Annotated in this window: 21 protein-coding genes; 6 read left to right on the top strand and 15 right to left on the bottom strand. The window is 51.7% G+C overall.

From position 1 onward, the window contains the following. Positions 1 to 37 precede the first annotated feature (37 nt). The 3 genes from I2H39_RS21560 to I2H39_RS21550 form a co-directional block, all read right to left on the bottom strand. Positions 38 to 1174, bottom strand: a complete 1137-nt coding sequence (locus I2H39_RS21560) for a glycoside hydrolase family 88 protein (protein ID WP_195627496.1) — start codon at positions 1172 to 1174, stop codon at positions 38 to 40. Between the two features lie 10 nt (positions 1175 to 1184). Then, positions 1185 to 1610 carry a PTS mannose transporter subunit IIC gene (locus I2H39_RS21555; protein ID WP_138309160.1) on the bottom strand — a complete coding sequence of 142 codons (426 nt, stop codon included), beginning with the start codon at positions 1608 to 1610 and terminating at the stop codon, positions 1185 to 1187. A gap of 187 nt (positions 1611 to 1797) precedes the next feature. Beyond that, positions 1798 to 2688 (bottom strand): LysR family transcriptional regulator, encoded by an 891-nt coding sequence (locus I2H39_RS21550; RefSeq protein WP_138309159.1) that lies wholly within the window; start codon positions 2686 to 2688, stop codon positions 1798 to 1800. 162 nt (positions 2689 to 2850) lie between these two features. Between I2H39_RS21550 and sdaAB the strand changes: the two genes are divergently transcribed. Together sdaAB and sdaAA are read left to right on the top strand one after the other, a co-directional pair. Further along, on the top strand, positions 2851 to 3543 hold the full coding sequence (gene sdaAB, locus I2H39_RS21545; RefSeq protein WP_195627495.1) for an L-serine ammonia-lyase, iron-sulfur-dependent subunit beta: 693 nt from the start codon (positions 2851 to 2853) through the stop codon (positions 3541 to 3543). Beyond that, entirely contained in the window at positions 3533 to 4426 is an 894-nt protein-coding gene (gene sdaAA / locus I2H39_RS21540) for an L-serine ammonia-lyase, iron-sulfur-dependent, subunit alpha (RefSeq protein ID WP_138309157.1), read from the top strand. Before sdaAB ends, sdaAA begins: the two co-directional genes overlap by 11 nt. Positions 4427 to 4430: 4 nt before the next feature. On the opposite strand, the gene I2H39_RS21535 is transcribed toward sdaAA, so the two are convergent. From I2H39_RS21535 to I2H39_RS21500, 8 genes are all read right to left on the bottom strand, one after another. Then, positions 4431 to 5144 carry a nitroreductase family protein gene (locus tag I2H39_RS21535; RefSeq protein WP_240305581.1) on the bottom strand — a complete coding sequence of 238 codons (714 nt, stop codon included), beginning with the start codon at positions 5142 to 5144 and terminating at the stop codon, positions 4431 to 4433. A gap of 115 nt (positions 5145 to 5259) precedes the next feature. Further along, entirely contained in the window at positions 5260 to 5847 is a 588-nt protein-coding gene (locus I2H39_RS21530; protein WP_195627494.1) for a TetR/AcrR family transcriptional regulator, read from the bottom strand. 215 nt (positions 5848 to 6062) lie between these two features. Beyond that, a complete protein-coding gene (locus tag I2H39_RS21525; RefSeq protein ID WP_195627493.1) occupies positions 6063 to 6470 on the bottom strand; it encodes an ATP-binding protein in 408 nt (135 codons plus the stop codon). Beyond that, entirely contained in the window at positions 6467 to 8128 is a 1662-nt protein-coding gene (locus I2H39_RS21520) for a PP2C family protein-serine/threonine phosphatase (protein ID WP_207746917.1), read from the bottom strand. The genes I2H39_RS21525 and I2H39_RS21520 overlap by 4 nt, the downstream gene beginning before the upstream one ends. A gap of 4 nt (positions 8129 to 8132) precedes the next feature. Beyond that, positions 8133 to 8960 carry a formyltransferase family protein gene (locus tag I2H39_RS21515; RefSeq protein ID WP_195627492.1) on the bottom strand — a complete coding sequence of 276 codons (828 nt, stop codon included), beginning with the start codon at positions 8958 to 8960 and terminating at the stop codon, positions 8133 to 8135. Between the two features lie 25 nt (positions 8961 to 8985). Continuing rightward, positions 8986 to 10731, bottom strand: a complete 1746-nt coding sequence (locus tag I2H39_RS21510) for an MATE family efflux transporter (protein ID WP_227147060.1) — start codon at positions 10729 to 10731, stop codon at positions 8986 to 8988. An 11-nt stretch (positions 10732 to 10742) separates the two neighbouring features. After that, a complete protein-coding gene (locus tag I2H39_RS21505) occupies positions 10743 to 11039 on the bottom strand; it encodes an STAS domain-containing protein (protein WP_138309153.1) in 297 nt (98 codons plus the stop codon). A 107-nt stretch (positions 11040 to 11146) separates the two neighbouring features. Next, positions 11147 to 11407, bottom strand: a complete 261-nt coding sequence (locus I2H39_RS21500; RefSeq protein WP_227147063.1) for a hypothetical protein — start codon at positions 11405 to 11407, stop codon at positions 11147 to 11149. A gap of 305 nt (positions 11408 to 11712) precedes the next feature. On the opposite strand from I2H39_RS21500, the gene I2H39_RS29335 reads away from it, so the two are divergent. Both I2H39_RS29335 and I2H39_RS29330 read left to right on the top strand, forming a co-directional pair. Next, positions 11713 to 12150: a histidine kinase dimerization/phospho-acceptor domain-containing protein gene (locus I2H39_RS29335; RefSeq protein ID WP_227147066.1), complete on the top strand. Its 438-nt coding sequence runs from the start codon at positions 11713 to 11715 to the stop codon at positions 12148 to 12150. Continuing rightward, positions 12122 to 12454 (top strand): ATP-binding protein, encoded by a 333-nt coding sequence (locus tag I2H39_RS29330; RefSeq protein WP_227147070.1) that lies wholly within the window; start codon positions 12122 to 12124, stop codon positions 12452 to 12454. The genes I2H39_RS29335 and I2H39_RS29330 overlap by 29 nt, the downstream gene beginning before the upstream one ends. Before the next feature lie 56 nt (positions 12455 to 12510). Here the strand turns inward: I2H39_RS29330 and I2H39_RS21485 are convergent, their stop codons facing one another. Continuing rightward, positions 12511 to 13692, bottom strand: coding sequence for a PLP-dependent aminotransferase family protein (locus tag I2H39_RS21485; protein ID WP_195627491.1), 1182 nt, complete (start codon positions 13690 to 13692; stop codon positions 12511 to 12513). A 135-nt stretch (positions 13693 to 13827) separates the two neighbouring features. On the opposite strand from I2H39_RS21485, the gene I2H39_RS21480 reads away from it, so the two are divergent. Continuing rightward, complete coding sequence (locus I2H39_RS21480; protein ID WP_195627490.1) at positions 13828 to 15207, top strand: PLP-dependent aminotransferase family protein; 1380 nt, start codon at positions 13828 to 13830, stop codon at positions 15205 to 15207. 38 nt (positions 15208 to 15245) lie between these two features. Here I2H39_RS21480 and I2H39_RS21475 read toward each other — a convergent pair whose 3' ends face one another. From I2H39_RS21475 to I2H39_RS21465, 3 genes are read right to left on the bottom strand one after another with little or no spacing between them, the layout of a single operon-like run. Then, complete coding sequence (locus I2H39_RS21475) at positions 15246 to 16412, bottom strand: amidohydrolase (RefSeq protein WP_195627489.1); 1167 nt, start codon at positions 16410 to 16412, stop codon at positions 15246 to 15248. Positions 16413 to 16461: 49 nt separating this feature from the next. Next, positions 16462 to 17859, bottom strand: coding sequence for a YfcC family protein (locus I2H39_RS21470; protein WP_138309149.1), 1398 nt, complete (start codon positions 17857 to 17859; stop codon positions 16462 to 16464). 25 nt (positions 17860 to 17884) lie between these two features. Then, on the bottom strand, positions 17885 to 18880 hold the full coding sequence (locus tag I2H39_RS21465; RefSeq protein WP_227147073.1) for a M20/M25/M40 family metallo-hydrolase: 996 nt from the start codon (positions 18878 to 18880) through the stop codon (positions 17885 to 17887). Positions 18881 to 19212: 332 nt separating this feature from the next. Between I2H39_RS21465 and I2H39_RS21460 the strand changes: the two genes are divergently transcribed. After that, positions 19213 to 20280 (top strand): sugar diacid recognition domain-containing protein, encoded by a 1068-nt coding sequence (locus I2H39_RS21460; protein WP_195627488.1) that lies wholly within the window; start codon positions 19213 to 19215, stop codon positions 20278 to 20280. The last annotated feature ends 40 nt before the right edge of the window (positions 20281 to 20320 follow it).

Raw genomic sequence — 20320 nt, 5'->3', positions numbered from 1 at the left:
TCTTATAAGCCCTTTTCCGGGTATTTGCAAGGAGAATCTACCAAATCAATACATCCTTTCCCAAAAGCCTGAGAACTGCCTCCACCAGGAAGTAATCCCCATAGATAATTGGCACATGCCGGTCATGTTCCGTTCCATAGGAGCCGGAGCCCATAGCCACAATGGAGTCATACCCTGTGTCCCAGTTGCAGTATCTGCTTTCCACGGCTTTCAGCAGCCTGAGGGCGCCTGCCCTGTAAAACTCCTTTTCGCATTCCGGCACATGCTCCGCAATCTCCAGCAGTCCGCAGGCCCCGCACACACCGGCTGTGGTATCCCGGTAAACAGGCTCTGCAGGCGCCCTGAAATCAATGAGCGGCACATCACCGGTACGGTTTGTTTCAGCCATGAAATAGTGGGCCACCTTCTTTGCCGTATCCAGATATTCCGTCTTCCCGGTATAGCGGTAGCTCAATGCAAACCCGTATATTGCCCAGGATTGTCCCCTGGACCAGGACGAACCGGCGGCATACCCCTGTCCCCCCGGTGTTTCCTTAAGCTCCCCGCTCTCCGGGTCCAGTACAATTATATGATTGCAGGAGCCGTCCCCCCGGACCGTATGCCGCATCACCGTGTCTGCGTGGTCCATGGCGATATAGGTGAACCTGGGGTCCCCAATGGCATCCGATGCCCAGTAGAGGAGGGGAATATTCATCATGCTGTCCACAATGACCCAGCCGGCCCTGTCCCTGTTCCAGGAACGGAGGAATTTTCCTCTGGGATTGTATCTGCCTGCAAGCAGATGGGCTGCATGGAGTCCCCTTGCCAGAGAGCGCTCATTTCCCGTAATCCGGTAATCCGCCACCGCGGAATGAAGCCACATAAATCCTACATCGTGATGGAGTCCCGTATATATGTCAAATGCCCGGTCCAGCTTTTCCTCTACCTCCGCTGCGGTCCTCCTATACGCGTCGTCTCCCTCGGCATGGTACATCTGCCACATAAGCCCCGGCCAGAACCCGTTGGTCCACCAGACAATGTCTGTCGCTGCTTTGTCTTCCTTATAAACTCCATTTTCAGCAATATACGGTATACGGCTGCCAATACGGCTGCACTCCGCGGACATCTTTAACCGTATTTTTTCATATACCTGCTCTGCCCACGCCAAATCTTCCTTTTTCATCTGACTGCCCATTCCTGCCTCCTTAGAAAAAATCCTCATCGCTGTTGTCCGCTTCCAGGGCCTCCGGCCTGACCCTGTGGCTGACGGCATTGGCTTCCTCCACCTTTGTGTCAATCTCCTCATCGCCCAGCACGCCAGGAGCCAGCAGCAGGTTAATAACCAACCCCATGTTCATCCCCGCCACCAGACGCAGATTGGGGTAGCGCAGCAGGGTCGTCATGCCATTGCATACACTGCCGCCCAGCAGGTCGGCCACTATGATATACTGTGTATCCGGATGTTCCTTAAGCATTCCCTCCACCTCATCCACCATGGGCTGATAGTGTGCGCCCGGCATCATTCCCATACAGGACAGGTCCTCATTTTTCCCTATAATCATCTGTACGGAGTGAAGCATACCTTCCGACAGTTTCCCATGTGACACTAAAATAATTTTCTTTCCGCTCATTCTGATTCTCCCTTGCTCTGTATTTGCTTTTAACTTCACACTGCTTTCCTATGTTCACGCTGATGTCTGCCCATCTCTTACAGGCACACTCTAACATAAGGTCCGCAGACGTTACAATGGAGGGCGGGAAAGACCTTAAAAATCACCCGGTTTTTCTGAAAAAACCTCCCTGCTGCAGAAGTACCGGCTAATCTGCGCCGGAGTTATGGGCTGTGATACGGATAAACGCATCCATCTCTTTTGACCTCCACTTATTTTTGTGGTAGATGACCTGCTGGCACATGGTCAGTCTGAAATCAGCCACATTAAGAAGGGTCAGCTCCCCCTTTTCCACATATTCCCGGACCGCTAACAGGGGAAGATATGATATGCCCCGGTTTTTCCCTATCATCCGTATGATGAATTCCGTATTGCTGATTTCCAAAAAGGGAGTCAGCTCCCTGCCCTGGGATTCCAGGAAGCAATCCAGCTCCCGCCTGTAGTTTTCATTCTTTTCCGTCAGGAAAAACGGCTCATCCATAATTTCTTCCAGGCGGATTTCCCTGTTCCCATCCAGTCCGCAGGAAGGGGAGGCCACAAACACAATGGGTTCCCTGACTTCCATAACCTTATTCCAATTATCATTATACCTTGGCCGGTCCAGTATATATATCAAATCCAGCTGGTTCCTTTCCATCATATCAATCAGCTGGTTGGGCGTGGAGGCAGTAACCTTGACCGGAACCCTGGGATGGCTGCTGCGAAAGTCATTCAGTATCTGGGGAAGCTTTGAAAAACACAGGGATTCCAGGGTTCCCACATGAAGGGGGCTGCACAGTTCCTCCTCGTTTTTGGCAAATTCCCTGGCGCGTTTTATATCCCGGATGATTTGGTTGGCGTGGTCCGTAAACTGCCTGCCGGATGCTGTCAGGTAAACCTTTTTTCCCATGCGGTCAAAGAGCTTTACCCCCAGCTCATTTTCCAGCAGGCGTATCTGGACGGTCAGGGCTGACTGGGTATAGCCCAGAATCTCTGCTGCCCTGGAAAAGCTTTCTGTCTGGGTAATGGTCACAAAGGTCTGCAGCTGTCTCAGTTCCATTTCTCCACCTCCTGCTAATCTATGAATTTAATTTATTATATCTATAAAATCCATGAATTTGATTTATTTATTCTTTATGATACAATGCACTTACGCAGATGTCAATTCCCTGATTCAGACACGGAATATGTCTGCAAAAAAAAGAAAAGGATGAGATTACATATGGCATTTATCAGTATGTTTGATGTGTTAGGCCCTGAAATGATAGGGCCCTCCAGCTCCCATACGGCCGGAGCATGCTCCATTGCCCTGCTGGCAGGAAAAATGGCGGACAGTCCCATTACTCATGTGGAATTTACCCTCTACCAGTCCTTTGCAAAGACCCATAAAGGCCACGGCACGGACCTGGCCCTTCTGGGAGGCATCATGGGCTTTTCCACGGACGACAAGCGGATACCCCGTGCATGTTCCATAGCCGGAGAAAGGGGACTTTCCTATGTTTTTACCACCGATGACACGGATACGGGCACCCACCCCAACACAGTGGATATCCGCATGACCTGTTTAAACGGACGCACCTTCTCGGTGCGGGGCGAATCCCTGGGAGGAGGTAAGGTGCGAATCAGCCGTATTGACCATATTGACGTGGACTTTTCCGGCGAATACAGCACGCTCATTATCATCCACCACGACCGCCTGGGCGTCCTGGCCCATATCACCCGCTGTCTCAGCGAAGGATATGTAAACATTGCCTTTATGAAGCTGTTCCGGGAGACAAAGGGAGACAGGGCTTACAGCATCATTGAGTTTGACGGCTGTCTGCCGGACCGTATGATACCGCAGATTTATGAAAATCCGGATGTGCAGGATGTGATGTTCATACCATTGAAGGGAGGAAATGAAAATGGACTTTAAAAATGCAAAAGAGCTTCTGGAACTCTGCCAAAAGCTCAGCTGTCCTATCTCAGATATTATGAAACAGAGGGAATGTACATTGGCTGGGACCAGCCGGGAAGATTTATATGCAAAAATGGGCCATGCCCTTACCATTATGCGTGAGTCAGCCGCCTCCCCTATCCGTGAGCCGAAGAAATCCATAGGAGGACTCATCGGCGGTGAGGCCAGACTGGTTAACCGTCACCGGGCCAGCGGGGCATCCATATGCGGCAGTGTGCTTTCCAGGGCAATCGCCTATTCCATGGCGGTCCTGGAGACAAACACATCCATGGGGCTGATTGTGGCAGCCCCCACAGCCGGTTCCTCCGGCATTGTGCCGGGGCTTCTTCTGTCCCTTCAGGAGGAATACAGCCTTCCTGACATCAGGGTGATTGACGCCCTATTCAACTCCAGCGCCATCGGTTATCTGGCTATGAGAAATGCCACCGTTGCAGGTGCAGTTGGGGGCTGCCAGGCGGAAGTAGGGGTTGCCTCGGCCATGGCTGCCTCGGCTGCCGTGGAGCTTATGGGAGGAACTGCGGACCAGTGCCTCAATGCAGCCTCGTCTGTCCTCATGAACCTGCTGGGTCTGGTGTGCGACCCCATCGGCGGTCTGGTGGAATGTCCCTGCCAGGGCAGGAATGCCGCAGGCGCCGCAGTTGCACTGACCGCTGCCGAACTGGCCCTGAGCGGGGTCCGCCAGCTGATTCCCTTTGATGAAATGCTGATGGCCATGTACCGTGTGGGAAGACAGCTGCCCCCTGACCTGCGTGAAACAGCGCTGGGCGGATGCGCTGCCACGCCTGCGGGGAAGGCTCTGGGATGCGGGGCCTGTCCCTGTCATTCCTCCGCCGGGATATAAAGCCTCATGGCCTGCCGGCCAGCGCAGCGCCCAGATGGAAATGGTATTTGATAATGCCCATATTTATCCTGCCATACTTGTCATCCTTTACCTGGAAGGCAACGTCATCCCCCCTTAATTCAATTAAAAAGTCCTGTTTATTCATGGCCGTGGGCGCCAGCATGGCTGCCTTCATTCCGCTGACGAACCACTGGGGCATATCCCTGTCAGCCTTGCACAGCTGCTCCATTTCCTTTGACCTGTGGGGCGCGCCCTGTGTGGTTCCATAGCCAAGGGCCAGCACTCCGGCCATTTTCTCATGGTTCCCAACAGCTGCGCTGCATTTTCCCTTCTTATATGTTGCCGCTACCCAGCAGGTATTAAGCCCCAGCTGCTGGGCTTTTAAGGCAATACGTTCCCCATAATACCCCAGCTTTTCCTCCGAACAGTCATTATCCGGCCCCACAAGGGCAATATAATTGGAGACTCCCCGGAAACCTCCGAAGCGGGCCATCAGACCGTTGAATGCAGCTTTGTCATTTAGAATGAGCTGTATGGATAATCCGCCTTCACGGTTGCATGTGCGAATTTCCTCCCTCAGCTGTTTCTCGGTCTCCCGGGCTATTTTTTTATCCTGATAGCTCCGCACTGCGTGGCGGGCTTCCATTACTTTGTATAAGTCCGCTGCTTCCTGTGCGTCCATCTCTTTGTTTATGTCTATCTTTTTGTTTATATCCATCTTTTTGTTTATATCCATCTTCTCCTCATTTCCGCACCTGTACAGATGCAGTTTATTGAATTGCTGAACGCTCCGGCTGCGGCATAATAACCACGAACAAATTTCCAAACACGCCTCAGTCCGCCAATCTGACCTTTGAAATTAAAAGCTTCTCTGCCAGCGCCCCCCAGTCTCCCTGATAATGGAATCCCCCCATGTTTGCCATGGCTGCCATTCCATGCACGGCCGCCCACATGATGACCAGATTATCGCGGTATGTTTCCTCGGGGATGCAGTTTAATTCCATGCATCTTAACGCTGTCTCCTTAAATATGCGGAAGGGTTCAAAGTCTCCCTCAAAGGTGCTGTCTGTCAATTCAATGCTGTAATCCTGGCTGTCATAAATAAAGGTAAAATAGTGTGGATTCTCCGCAAAAAAATTCACGTACCCCACTCCCATATTGATTAATGCATATTCCCTGCTGCCTTCCTGCGCTTTCTTTAGCAGGATGCCGCAGAACTTATCCGTGACATACCGCTTCATCTCGCCCAGCAGCATTTCTGCGGTGGCATAGTGATTGTAACATGCAGTGGGAGATACCCCTATTCTCTTTGCCAGCTTTCTCAGTGAAAAATTCCCCCGCCCCTCCTCATGTATGAGCGCTAATCCCTCCTCTATTAACTCTGTCTGCAGGTTTCCGTGATGGTATGGCTTTTCTTTCATAGGCTTCCTCTTTTTTATTATAATATCTTACTGCTGTTTTATTTTTGTGTTATCCTGAACGCCGTATGTTAACATGTGTTCATATTCATCTTAGCATCAATATGAACACATGTCAACATCCAATTAAATAAAGATTAAATTCATAAAACCACATGCAGATATCCCAAACTGCACATAGCGCACATTATACTCCTTCCGTTTTTTGTACCAGACAGTCACAGGCTTTTCTTCAGAGTCAATATATTACAGCCGTCCCTGTATTCATAGCCAACATCATCCATTGACTTTTTCACCATGAGGATTCCCAGGCCGCCAATGTCACGTTCTTCAGCGGAAAGACTGGTATCTGCATCCGGCCTGGCCAGGGGGTCAAAGGGCTTGCCGCTGTCTAAAAACTGGATGGTCACCTGCAGGGGATTCCCTCCCACGGCGCACCGCACCGTGGCCTGCCCCACTTCAGGGTGGTATGCATACCGGGCAATATTGACATAGATTTCCTCCACAGCAATGGAAATCTGCATCTGAATCTTCATGGATATCCCCTGTGCCTCCAGCTCCTGTTCCACAAACTCCTGTACATGTTCCAGCTCCTCCAGGGTAGCCGGCACAGTCAGCTCCATCATAGCTCTCCCTCCTTTTTCCACGGGTTCCCTTTCCCTGAAAGCTTTAATGCAAGCATGGTTATATCATCAAACTGGGGTGCATCCCCCGCAAAAGCGTCTATGTCTGCCTTTACAGCAGGAAGCAGCTCCTCCGGAGCAGCATCCTCATGTGCGCCAAGCACAGACAGAAGCCGCTCTTCGCCGTAAAGTTCATTTTCCCCATTGGCAGCCTCGGTAACGCCGTCCGTGTAGAGATACAGCGTGCTGCCCGGAGCCAGGTCCATTTCACCGGACCGGTAACGGATTCCCTCCATGCCGGCCAGCACAAATCCCGGCCTCAGTTTCATATACTCAAACCTTCCCCCGGCCTGGCGCACCAGCGGCGGGTTGTGGCCTGCGTTGACAAAGACCATGTGCCCTGTGGCAATTTCCAGGACTCCCATCCATGCAGTGACGAACAATCCCTCCTCGTTGCTCTCACAGAGCTGGGCATTTACCTCGCTGAAAACCTCAGCCGGAGTGGTGCCCGCCTGGGTGTGGTCCTTAATCAGTGTCTTTGCAATTACCATGAACAGGGCCGCCGGCACTCCTTTTCCCGACACGTCGGCAATCACCACCGCCAGATGCCCTTCATCCACCAGAAAGAAGTCGTAAAAGTCACCGCCCACCTCCTTGGCCGGCTCCATGGTCGCATAGATGTGGAATTCCGGCCGGTTGGGGAAGGCCGGAAAAATCCCCGGCAGCATACTGGCCTGGATGTGGGCGGCCACGTCCAGCTCCGCGCCAATGCGTTCCTTTTCCGCCGTGACAGCGGACAGGTTCTCAATGTAACTGTGAAGCTCATGGGCCATGCGGTTGAAAGCATCCCCCAGCTCCTCAATCTCATCCCCTGTCTTTACATCCACGCGGAAGCTGGACAGGTCGTCCATCTGTTCGCTGACAATGGTCCGGGCAGCCTGGCTCAGACGGCTTAAGGGCCTTAAGACCGAGTGGCGGATGAAAAAGAAATATCCCACAATAAATACAATCAGCACCAGCAGAATCACCAGAACCACAGCGGCCACAAACCCCTCTATCTGCCTGTCAATCATGTCCATGGAAATGTCCACACAGGAAAGGGCCGCTGACTGTCCTGAGGAATCCAGGATAGCCACATAAGCGGAAGCCAGATATCCATACTCCTCGTTATTGGTAATGAGGATGGTATCCTCCCCGTCCGGATTCAGATAGGCGCCCCGCATGATTTCCCTGCCGCCCTGGTAATAATCATCCACATCCCCCAGGCTGCACACGCCCTCCTCCCCCTCTTTTCCCACGTCCCATATATAGTACATATGGTCCTCATAAGGAATAACCACATAAAAGTACTTAATGCCTATGGTTTCCTTCATGTAAAGAAGATAACGGCTTACCTGGTCATAGTAGCTGTCCTCTGTAAGGGTGGCGGCGTAGCTTTTAATGGTATCCCCGTCAATGTATTCCGCTGCAATCTTTGCCTCGTCAAAGGCCAGCTTTTTATAATACGTCTCCATGCTCTGGCGGTACTGCCGCGTGATGACACAGCCCAGGGCAACCATCAGGACTGCCGTCATTGCCATAAGCCCCATAAGGAATTTCAGCTGCAGCTTTCCCTTTTTCCTGTCCTTTATTCCGCCCGCTTTCCAGCCCCTGTCTCTCATATTGCTATTCCTCCCAAACCGGAACCAAATCCAGCCTCAGATGCCCGTCCGCCACCCCGTACAGCACCCTGTTGTCCCGTACAAACAGGTTGCAGTCATCGGAGACTCCCAGCATCACCCGTCCAGCGGCAAGACCATCCACATAGTAAGGGCGCCCGTCAATCCATACCATGGTCATCTTATTAAAGCAGCGGTAAATGTGCCCGGCCTCCTTAACGGTCATGGAATGGTCCAGTGTCATGGACGCCTGCTCCGGACGGTTCCAATAAGGAAGTAGCTCTGTCTGGGGCTTTGCCCACGCCCAAATCCGGTCGAAATCCTCCATCAGCTCCTTTACCAGTGAAAGAGCCTGACGTCCGCTTTTCAGGTAAATATCCACGCTGTCATCCTCTGGCTCTATCCCGTACCTGCCCTGTCCCAGGATATCTCCGCGGTCCAGGGACTCTGCTATCTTGTGCAGGGTCACGCCGCCGGACGTAAGCCCGCGCTCCATGGCGCATTCAATAGGGTAGTAGCTGCGTCCCTCCGGCAGAAGGGAGCTGTGGAGGTTGGCGCCGCGAAAACGGCTGTCCTCTGGCACCGGCAGCTTATGGCTGTACTCAGCTGCAAAAAACAGCCCGCATCCATCTGCCATATACGATTCCATCTCCCCTTGGGTAATCTGTCCATAGCGGACAGGAATGCCGGACATATGAGCCAGCTGTACGATATTATGCTCGTTGAAATAATCTTCCTCCATGTGGTATGTATACAGCGCAAGGATTTCATGGTGCCTGTGCAGATACCGGAACACATCCAGAAACACATCCGAGCCAAAATAAACAATCTTCACCTTTGTCTTTCCTTTCCGCCAAAACCTATATTTTCACCACCAGCGAATTAAAACCGCCGTAACGCCGGTAAAAGAACTCCTTGGCCTTACTCTTTATAACCCTCACGCCCATGGCATCCATATCAAAACCGCCATCCCGGCTGACCCGCCCCGTTTCAAGGGCAAAGGGGTCAAAATACCTTGCTGTGTCCCGGATATGGAGAATGAATTCCCCCTGTTCACCGGCCACCAGGGTAATCTCAATGCACACATCATCCCCGCCTCCGTCCCGCAGGATGACAAGGCACAGTTCCTCAATGGTCATGGTCACAAAATAAATCTGTCTGGGGCTGGCCTCCCATTTCTCACAAAACGCCTCCGCCTCCCCTGTAACCATGGTCATATCCCGGTCCTCCCGGCTGACCGTACAGGTATATACCCTGGAGACGTCAAAGTCCTTCCCCCTGCACCGGCCCGAGAGAAACCGTATCGTCCACATTCCCAGGGAAAGAATCTCAACAGCCGGGAACATCCACCAGAACAGCCCTGTTCTCAGAAATGAGAAAAACAGCACACAGGGTATCAGCACAATCACGCCCCGCAGCGACGAAATAATGAGGCTTTCCCTCTCCTGTCCGCAGGACTGGAAATATCCTGCCAAGAGAATGGATATCCCGGCAAATACAGTGCCTGCGCAGTAAAGCCTGAGGGCACCCCGGCCCATCCCGGCGGCCTGCCCTCCATGCAGCCCGAACAGGGCGCATATGGACTGGGGATACAGGAAAATCAAAAGGGCTGCCGTACATCCCACGCCGCAGCCGTATACAAAAGCGTATCTGCGCACATTCCTCATCCCCTGCCCGCGGTGCTCGCCGCAGTAGGTACTCACCATGGGCTGCATGGCCCTGGCGGTTCCCTCGTAGAGATAGAGAATCAGGTAGGAGGCATTCTGGAGCATGTCAAACACGGCAACCGACGCCTCATTCCCGGCGCGGATTAAAATGTTGTTGCACAGCAGGAGGAAGATAAGCTGGTACAGATACTGGACCGAACTGGAAAAACCCTCCCGGAAGGCCCGGGCCGCAGCACTCGGCGCAGGCCTGCCCGGCCGCACCTTAAGTATATGGTTTCCTCCGAAGATACCGGGCAGATAGCACAGGACAGCCACTGTCTGGCCAATCATGGTGGACAGGGCTGCTCCCGCTGTCCCATATCCCAGAACCAGCACCAACAGGATATTGAAGCCGATATCGGTAAGGTTGCCTGCAACCGAACCAACACCGGCTATCTTCTCGCTGTCATCGTTTCGCAGATAATAATTGAGGATGTTGGACATATAAAAAAGAGGCGTGGCAGAGACCAGCACCGCCAGATAGCTTCTGGTGGCTTCAAACAGCGCCCCGTCGGCCGGCACCGTGCCCAGAACAGCCAGCAGAGGGGTCATAAAAACATTGCCCAGGATTCCTGTCAGGATGCTCAGTGCCAGCGCACCCGACACCACCTGGTTAAAGCTTTCCACTGCTTCACCGGGTTTTCCCTCTCCCAGAAGCCTGGAATACCTGACGGAACCTCCCAGCCCCAGCCCGTGGGCAAACATACAGTTAATCATGTAGACCGGAAGAATCAGGGCAATGGCAGCCAGGCCCACGGCGCCCATTCTCTGGCCCACCACCACTGCATCGGCTATATCGCTGAGTGCCCATCCCGCCGAGGAAATGATAGCCGGTCCCCACATGCGCCTGAATATCCTGACTGTAAAGGGGTCCCTGTTTTTCATTTTCCAATGATTCATTATCCTGCTTCTCATTCAATGGTCAGGATATCCGTAAATCCTGTGACCTCAAACACCTCCATGATTGTCTCGCACACATGGCGGACCACCATGGACCCCTGCCTGTTCATCTGCTTCTGGGCGGCCAGTATCACACGCAGGCCCGCAGATGACAGATATGCCAGGCCTTCCATATCAAGCACCAGGGAATCCACCCCTTCCAGACCGTTCTTTATCACGGCCTCCAGTTCCGGCGCCGTGGTGGTGTCCAGACGCCCCTCAAGGGCCAGGGTCAGGCTGCCGCTGTTTCTTGTTGTCGTGATAGTCATAATAATATCCTCCCTGTCATTCTTCATTTTTCATAAAACCAAATCTGGTATCCACCCTGTTTTCCATGCACCGGCAGATGCTGCTGCATATATGGACCTTTGTGGATTTACGGAAGTCGGCATATTTGCAGTACCAGCACTCCCGCACAGCAGGCCGCCTCCATCCCCAGCATTCCTTCCAGAAAAATATCCAGGAAAATAAGGTCAAAATCAACGGAACCGTCCTCATAATCATCCGCTATTGTCTCGCCGCAGCCGTATTCTGTTAATGCATACTCATAGGGAACAGCCGCAAAAAAGGAGTGAAGAAATCCCTTCACTGCTTCCCTTTCCGATTGAAGGTCATCACATATTGCAATACGAAGCATTCTCATCCATCCTCTGTCAGTATCTTAACGTTGTATTTTAGCATAATATGGGTGCTTTCCCTGATTATGGGATAAATGACAGGATTTTAGGGATAAATGGCATACTCTGTCACTATCCTGCCATAACCTGTGCAGCAGCCAGGTTTACTACAATGCCGATTTTATCAGAAAGATAACCTTTCATGTGGAATCCCGGCCACTCTTAACCAAAACGCAACCTGTTTCCGAACCTGTTTCCCTGATATATGCTATACTGTTATAGAGTACTTTTAGATAAACAACATGACTGCCTGGAGGAAGGAACCATGCCATATTTTTTATTTGTGGACGATGATTCCAATATTTTAAACATAAACCGTAACTACTTTGAATCCAGAGGATTTTCCGTTTCCGTGGCCCGCACTGCGGGCCAGGCCCAGCAGCGCACCAGGGAGCTGCACGCGGTGCTGGACGAGCGCAAGGCCTTTTTCTCCGACCTGGCCCACAACCTGAAAGCGCCGGTGGTGGCCATTCACGGATTCACGGATTTGATTCTCAGGGGAAATCTGTATCTGGATGATGATTTGAGGGAATATCTGGATAAAATCAGCAGTGAAAATGAAGAACTTTGCAGACGTATGTACGTGTTGGGAGACTTAAATGCCTTCGACCGGATTACGGAGCCAAGGGAACTGATTGAAATAAACGCCCTTCTGACCCAGGTCAGCCGTAATAATGAACCTGAGGCATGTATATCCGGTTGATTTACAATGCATCTCATTCACGCCGGAGGACGGCGTCATCACACTCTCTCCCTCCCTGGACCAGACAAATGTGGTGATACAGGTGCGGGACACGGGAATGGGAATCGGGCCTGAGCATCTTCCCCATATCTTTGAACGGTTCTATTCCGGACGGCCCGGCGCCGCGGACAGCAGCAGTCTCGGGCTCTATATTGCCCGCATCACGGTGGAGGAGCTGGGCGGAAGCATAAGCGCGGATTCCGCGGAAGGACAGGGCAGCATGTTCACGGTGCGGCTTCCCCTGGCAAAAACAGAATCAATATAACCCCAATCCGGGCAGAGGCCTTTGACCCGGTTACGGACTACAGGCAAGAGCTGGCATCAAGCCAGCTCCCTCAGCAAATCCCCCAGCCTGTGAATTCCCTCGTCAATCATCCGGCAGTCCGCGTTGGTGTAGTTAAGACGCATGGTGTTGGTATTGCTTGTATTGATGTAAAATGGGTCCCCGGGCACAAATGCAACCTTTCTCTCCAGTGCTCTGGGAAACAGCGATAATGCGCTGACGCCTTCCGGCAGGGTCACCCACAAAAACATGCCCCCATGGGGCCGGGTGTACCTGACTGTTTTTGGAAAATACCGGTCCATGGCATCGGTCATGGCCCGGGCCTGCTTTTTATACAGCTGCCTGATTTGTGCAATATGGGCGTCATAGTCATTGTGCATCAGATAGTCCCATATCAGGTACTGGGAGAAAATATTCGTATGCAAATCACTGGCTTCCTTTGCAACGGATATATGTTTTAACAATTCCGTGTCAGAGCAAATCATGAACCCGGTGCGCATCCCCGGAGTCACTGTCTTTGAAAATGTCCCCAGCAGGATACTGCCCGGCAGTTTGCCGGCCCCGATATAAGGAAGGCGACCGCCCCCGTCAAAACGCAGTTCCCCATAGGGGTCATCCTCCACCAATACGATTTCACGCTCCCTCAGGATTTCCCGGATACCCTCCCTGTTTTCAGCTGAATAACTGAGTCCTGTGGGATTCTGGAAATTCGGAATGGCATAAATGAATTTGACGTCATGCTCCAGGGCCTCCTTTAACCGGCCAATATCCATCCCTTCCTCTGTCAGCTCAACCGGATAAAAGACCGGCTGATATTGGGAAAATGCCTGTATGGCCCCCAGATAACTGGGCTTCTCCACAATCACCCCGTCCCCTGTATTTAACAGGACCTTTGATATAAGGTCAAGGGCCTGCTGGGACCCTGTGGTAATAAGGATATTCTCAATGCCGAGCTGCAGTCCGAATGTACGGTTGTAGCGGTCCGCAATATACTGGCGCAGTTCAGGGAGTCCGGCAGTGATGGAATACTGAAACAGGCTGCTCCCATAGTCCTTTACAATGCGTTCCATGGATACCAGAAGCTCTTCCTGGGGAAATGATACAGGGTTGGGCAGTCCTCCTGCAAATGAAATGATTTCCGGGTCAGCCGCGGTCTTTAAAATACTTCTGATAAATGACGGCGGCGTGGATTTAATCCGCTCAGATAATAGATGTTCCATACGTTTCCTCCTTGTCTGGTTTTGTATTATTATAAACTTGTAAAAGGACACGAACAATAGTAGAATTGTATGCAGGACAATTTTACGAATATCCATACAAACAAACCATATAAAAACCTGCAGAGGAAACAAATTATGTCCATTAATTCATTTGACAATTATCCCATGAGCTGGAAACCGGATTTAAGCAGCGCACCAGGCCCCAAATACCTGGCGCTGGTAAGGCGGATGGAGGAGGATATTAAAAACGGTACACTGAAGGCCGGCACAAAGCTGCCGCCCCAGAGAGAGCTGGCAGATTATCTGAATGTAAACCTGAGCACCATATCCAGGGCATTCAAGTTATGCAGCCAGAAAGGGTTTCTGTCTGCTTGCGTGGGTAACGGGACCTATGTTTCCGCGGATGTTACGGCGGAAACCATCCTGCTATGCGGGCGGGAAAATCCCCGGACGATTGAAATGGGCGCATTGGTGCCCCAGGTGACCGGAAACAGGCTGGTCAAATCATATGCGGAACAGCTGCTGAAACGGCCGGATGCACTGAACCTGTTCTCCTACGAGGACCCGGAGGGAACCGCCCTGCAGCGTGAAGCCGGCGCGGCCTGGCTTCAGAAATCCGGTTTTCATACAGACAGGGACCATATTCTGCTGGCAGCAGGCGGTCAGAACGGGCTGACCGCAGCGCTGGGCGCATTGCTGGAACGCGGGGATAAGCTGGGAACAGACCCCCTGACCTATCCCGGAGTCAAAACCGCCGCAAAACTGCTGGGAATCCATCTGATACCCATCCAGAATGATAATTCTGAAATGACAGAGGAGGGAATCCGCTACGGAATCCAGAATGAAAAGATAAAAGGAATCTATGTGATTCCGGATTACCACAATCCCACCTCGCATATCATGTCTCTGGAGACAAGAAAAATGATTGGAAGACTGGCACGGGAGAAAAATATCCTTGTGATTGAGGATGGCATCAACAACCTGCTGGCGGAGAATCCCCTGCCTCCCATTGCGGCCTTTGCCCCGGAACAGGTCATCTATCTGTCAAGCCTGTCCAAAACAATTGCCGCCGGGCTGAGAACCGCCTACATCCATGTGCCGGACCAGTATCACCGCAGCCTGGCCACCACCCTTTATTCCATGAATATTTCCATTTCCCCGCTGCTTGCATCCATATCCGCAGGGCTCATTGCAGACGGAGCTGCCGACGATATCGTAAACAGCCGGAAACAGGAACTGCGCAGGCGGAATCAGGTAATCAGCCAGACCTTAGAGGGCTTTGTGCTGGACAGCCAGCCTACCAGCCCCATGAGGTACCTGCGCCTGCCGGATTATTTTACCGGCAAAAGCTTTGAAATCTGCGCAAGACAGGCCGGTGTGCAGGTCTATGGGGCGGAGCGGTTTTCAGTGGGCAACAAACCGGCAAAACCAGCAGTCCGTATTTCCGTCATCACCCCGCCGTCCATGGAAGATTTGGAAGAAGGCGTCAGACGTTTGAGAGACATACTGATGTGAACAGCGGGTGAGACAATAACCCCCTGAACCTCTCCGGCCTAGAACTTATCCTGTGCATCCAGCACATACTGTACATAGAAAGCCGCACCGTTCACCAGCGCATCCTCATCCAAATCAAAACGCTCATTGTGAAGCGAATAACAGCAGTCCTTTGACTCATTGCGGCAGCCTATAAAGGCATAAACGCCCGGATACTTTTCCAGGAAGTAGGAAAAATCCTCACCGCCAGGCGTGCCCGCGTATCTAACCAGCCCTTTTTCGCCCAGGATTTTCCTGACAGATTCCGCCGCAATTTCACTGCAGTACTCGTCGTTAATCGTTGCCGGGATATCAGAATAATAGTCAAACTCATAATCCGCCCGGTAAGCTTTGCATGTGTTCTTTATAATGCGCTCAATCATTCCCGGCAGTTCCTTCTGAAGCTGAGGGTTAAAGGTGCGCACCGTACCGCTGAGCTCCGCTGTCTCGGCAAAAACATTGGCCATGGTCCCGGAATGGAAGGTACAGATACTGACCACCACTGTATCCATGGGGCTGGTCTCCCGGCTGGCAATACTTTGGAGGGCGTCCACCACCTTTGCCCCCACATAGATGGGGTCCACCGCGTACTGGGGCATGGCGCCATGTCCGCTTTTTCCGATAATTTTAATATTCATAAAGGAGGCCGATGTATAGCGGGGGCCAGGGTCTACGGAAATGGTTCCGCTCTCCAGATACGGGAAAATATGCATGCCCGCCACTGTATCCAGCCTGCCCACCTTTCCTGACTCCAGCACCTTCACTGCCCCGTTGGTCAGCTCCTCCGCCGGCTGGAAAATGAGCTTTACCGTGCATTTAAGTTCATCCCGGTGTTCCGACAAAACCTTAGCAGCTGTCAGCAGCATACTGATGTGGCCGTCATGGCCGCAGGCATGCATGACGCCCGGATTCTGAGAACAAAACGGCAGCTCCTTCACTTCCCTGATTGGAAGTGCGTCAATGTCGCAGCGCAGGCCAATGACCGGCTGTTCCTCTTTCCCTGTAATGGTGGCAATGGTGCCGGTTCCCGCCACCTCCTCATAGGGAATCCCCATCCCGGTAAGCTCAGCGCGGATACGTCCTGCTGTTTCCACTTCCTTCCAGCTCAATTCCGGATGTTTATGGAATTCCCGCCTCATACGGACGGCATAATCATGATATTTTTCTACTTCTTCTCTAACGTTCACAGCTTGAATCCTTTCCTGATATATTTATTCCTGATAAATTCCTCTCCTGTTAAAACGGCCCGTATCCAATCTGCACGGCCACGAACAGAAAGATTAACTGCAGAATCAGGAAGAGTCCATGCAAAGGCAGAATAAACTTATACCAGCTCTTTAACGGTACCTTGCCTAAGGACAGATAAATCAGCAGTGTTCCGTTGGTAAACCAGAAGGTATTGGATATACCGTCGCCAAACTGGAAGGCCAAAACGGCTGTCTGCCTTGTAATATGCAGCATGTCTGCCAGTGGGACCATAATGGGCATAACTGCAGTTGCCTGTCCTGAGCCCGATGGAATCAGTGCATTCACAAAGAAATTCACAATGAACATACCGACCGTGCTCACATAGGCCGAGGCGCTGCGCATCAGATTGGAAAGCCCGTGTACCAGTGGGTCCACCAGGCCGCCGTTTGTCATGGTCCACTGGACCGCCCTGGCCACGCCGATGATTAAGGCGCCGCTGAATGCTCCTCTTGCTCCGTCAAGGACCATATTGATTCCGTCGTCCAGGTTCACACGGTTAAATATAGCTGATACAATTCCGCCAATCATAAAGGTGGCGGCCATTTCCGTGTAGGACCACTTCAGATTCAGGATGCCGTAAATCGTAACAAGAATGGAGACAGTCAGTGCAACGGCGGAAATCTTCTTCGGAAGGTCAAACTTAAGGCCCGGGTCCACAGGAATCCTCAGGGAAGATGTGTCCACATCCTTCACAAGGCTCTTGGAAGGGTCTGCCTTTACCTTTTTGGCATACCGCATAACCCATATCAAACTAAGTATCCACACGCATACCAGAGCCGCAATCCTCAGCTCCCATCCTGAGAACATGGGCAGTTCCGCAATCGTATGGGAAATTCCTACTGTGTACACATTAAATGGTGCAACTGCAAAGCTAATCAGACAGGCAAAGCCGGAGATGGCCATACCAACCAGTGAATCATACCCCAGCGAGAGGGCCAGGGATACGATAATGGGAACGAAGGGAATGATGTGCTCACTCCAACCCAGAATACCTCCAAAAATGAAAAATACAATCATTACAACCGCTATGATAACCTGGCTGCTCATCCGCTCAGACGCCTTTAATACGCTGTTGATTGCAGCTCCCACCGTATCGGTTCTCTTATAAATCTCCACAATACCGCCAATCAGCATAACGCAGAACATCATGTTGGCTGAAGCTGTCAGTCCTTCCGGAATGGAACGGAATATGTTAAAAAACGATACAGGAGTGCGTTCCGTGGCGTGGTAGCTGTCTGCCAGTACCCGGGTAACCCCGTCCACTGTTTCACGGTCATAGGCTCCCGGTATTACAAAATAAGATACAATTGCGCAGGCAAGTACCATCAGTACAAGCGGCACAAAGGGATTTAAAGGCTTGTTTGCTTTCTGCTTTTCTTTTGTCATTGTTTTCCCCTTCCCCTGGCGGAATTTAAAAATAGCGAATGATATTCTCCACCAGTTCCAACATTTTCTTTACGTCCTCAATTACAACATACTCTCTCGCACTGTGTGAATGATAGATATTAAAGCCTATGGGCACGGTCCTGATTCCCAGCTGGTTGGTGCAGGTGGCGTCCAGAACGCCAAAGGACCTGGCCGGTGTCATGGAAAGCCCGGACTTCCTGTAGATGGAATCCAACCGTTCCAGCATATCCTTATTTTCACTGAAATCTGTTTCCGGAACATCCTCCTCTTCCCGGATATTGCATTTACATCCCATGCGCTCTGCTGTCTCTTCCGTCTTCTGACGAATCTCATTCCTGATTTTCTTCTTGATGTCATTGCCAAAACAGCGGATTTCCACGTCAAACCGCGCGTACTTGGGCACTGCATTGGACGGCGAGAGGGATACCAGGTCAAATACATTGATGCTCAGGTTATCACTGATTCTCCCCACAGGTATCTGGTGAATAATCTCCACAGCAGTCAGAAGGGCATTGATTCCCGGCTCCTCATTACGGATTACATGGGCGGCCCGCCCAATCAGTTCCACATTCAGATAGAGTCTGGCGGGAGTGCGCATCAATACCTCCCCTGTCACGTAGTGGTCAATGACAATTGCCTCCTCACTCTCAATCCTGGAATAATCCGCATACTTTGCCCCATGGAGTCCCAGCTCCTGGCATACGGTAAACAAAAGCTCAATCGGACGGTTTAGTTCCCCCTCCTGCATAAGACGCCCTACAGCCTCCATAACCACTGCAATGGCCAGCTTGCCGTCAGCCCCCAGGACGCTGTTTCCTATGCTCCTGACGCAGCCGTCTTCAATGCGGACCTCCACATGATTGCTGGGGGCGGCCGTATCCAGGTGGAACACAAACAAAAAGGGCTTTTTGCCGGACCTGCCCGGAACCCTGGCCAGGATATTCCAGCCGTCAGTCACCACCTCATTGCCCAGCTCCTGACGCTCAAACGGAATCCCCATTCCGTCAAGCTCCTGCTCCATATATTCACAAAATGCTTTCTCATTATGGGATTCGCTTGCGCACTCCGCATAACGAATGAATCGCGAAACGGTCCTGTCTACGTTTCTCCCTCCTTCCGTCTTTTTTTCTGCAAGTCACTTAAACAAGTGATACCATTTTATCATTTAGGCTAGTGAAAAACTATTGTTTAAACCATGTAAGTTTCTTTCTGTTTTTTGTTCAAATGCACAATCTTTTGCAGATATATTGCGTATTTTTCCGGATTTATTATAATATATGAAAAAGGTATCAGGCAGCAGCGTCTCCCCTGCAGCCTGTAAGGAGGGTTCCCGTGATTGACAACAAAATCATGTATGAAATTGTAGAAAAACTGCACGAACGCTTTTCCGCTTCCATCAGCATCTGCGATGTAAGCGGACGCGTCATTGTGTCCACTGATTCTTCCTGCATGGGGGAGATGAATCTGCTTGCCATCGAAGCCCTTAACATCAACTCCAAGGCCACCGCGTCCATGGACAGCAGGATTCAGAAGGCCGGCGCAGCCATGCCAATCTGTTTCCAGAAAAGCAGGCTGGGCGCCGTGGTCATCCAGGGCGCAGGTTTCTCCAGTTCCCAGATGGCTGAACTGCTGAGCAAGACCATTGAACTGCTTTATGAGGAACTTATCCTCTCCAAGAAAAAACAAAACCGGACCCAGGAACGGGACCAGTTTCTTTATGAGTGGCTCCACCTGCAGTCCGATTATACGGAAAACTTCATAAAACGCGGGGAACATCTGGGTATTAATATTATGGGGGAACAGACCATTATCCTGATGGAGCGCCAACCAAACGACCTTTTTGCCTCCACCTCCATCATTCAGAATCTTTTAGATGACCGTGATATCCTGCTCCCCCTCTCCCAGGACCAGAACCTGATTATCCTGAAAGAGAACGAGCATTTCAAAAAGAAATTCAACCGTGTGGTTGCCGCCGGACATAACTGCCATACCGGTATGTGTCCCGGCAGCGTTCATCTCCACACGGCCTACCAGGCAGCCTTAGAAAGCCTCAGGCTGGGAAAAATATTATTTCCGGATGAGCACCTCCACAGCTTTGAGAAGATGAAGCTGGCCATTGCACTGTCCAGAACCGATATTCCGGGGCTGGAGGAATCCTTTTCCCTCCTTGTGGCAAAGGGCAAAAACGCCCAGCTGGCAGAGACAGCCATAACCTACATACGGCTAAACGGAGATATCCAGAAAATCTGCGAAAAGCTCCACATCCACCGCAACAGCATCCCCTACCGCATCCGCCGCATCCAGGAAATCTGCGGCCGCAACCTGATGGATTCCTATGACCTGCTCTATCTCTTCGCCTCATTCATACGGTATGCGGGGAAGGAGGCGGATGTGGTGTAGCGGCGGATATGCGGTAGCGGCGGCCGGGCCGTGGGAACCG

The sequence above is a fragment of the Clostridium sp. 1001283B150225_161107_B6 genome, assembly GCF_015556325.1.
Classification (GTDB): Bacteria; Bacillota; Clostridia; order Lachnospirales; family Lachnospiraceae; genus Enterocloster.
The sequence above is the reverse complement of the archived record's forward strand: the minus strand, read 5'-3'. Positions and strand labels throughout refer to the sequence as shown.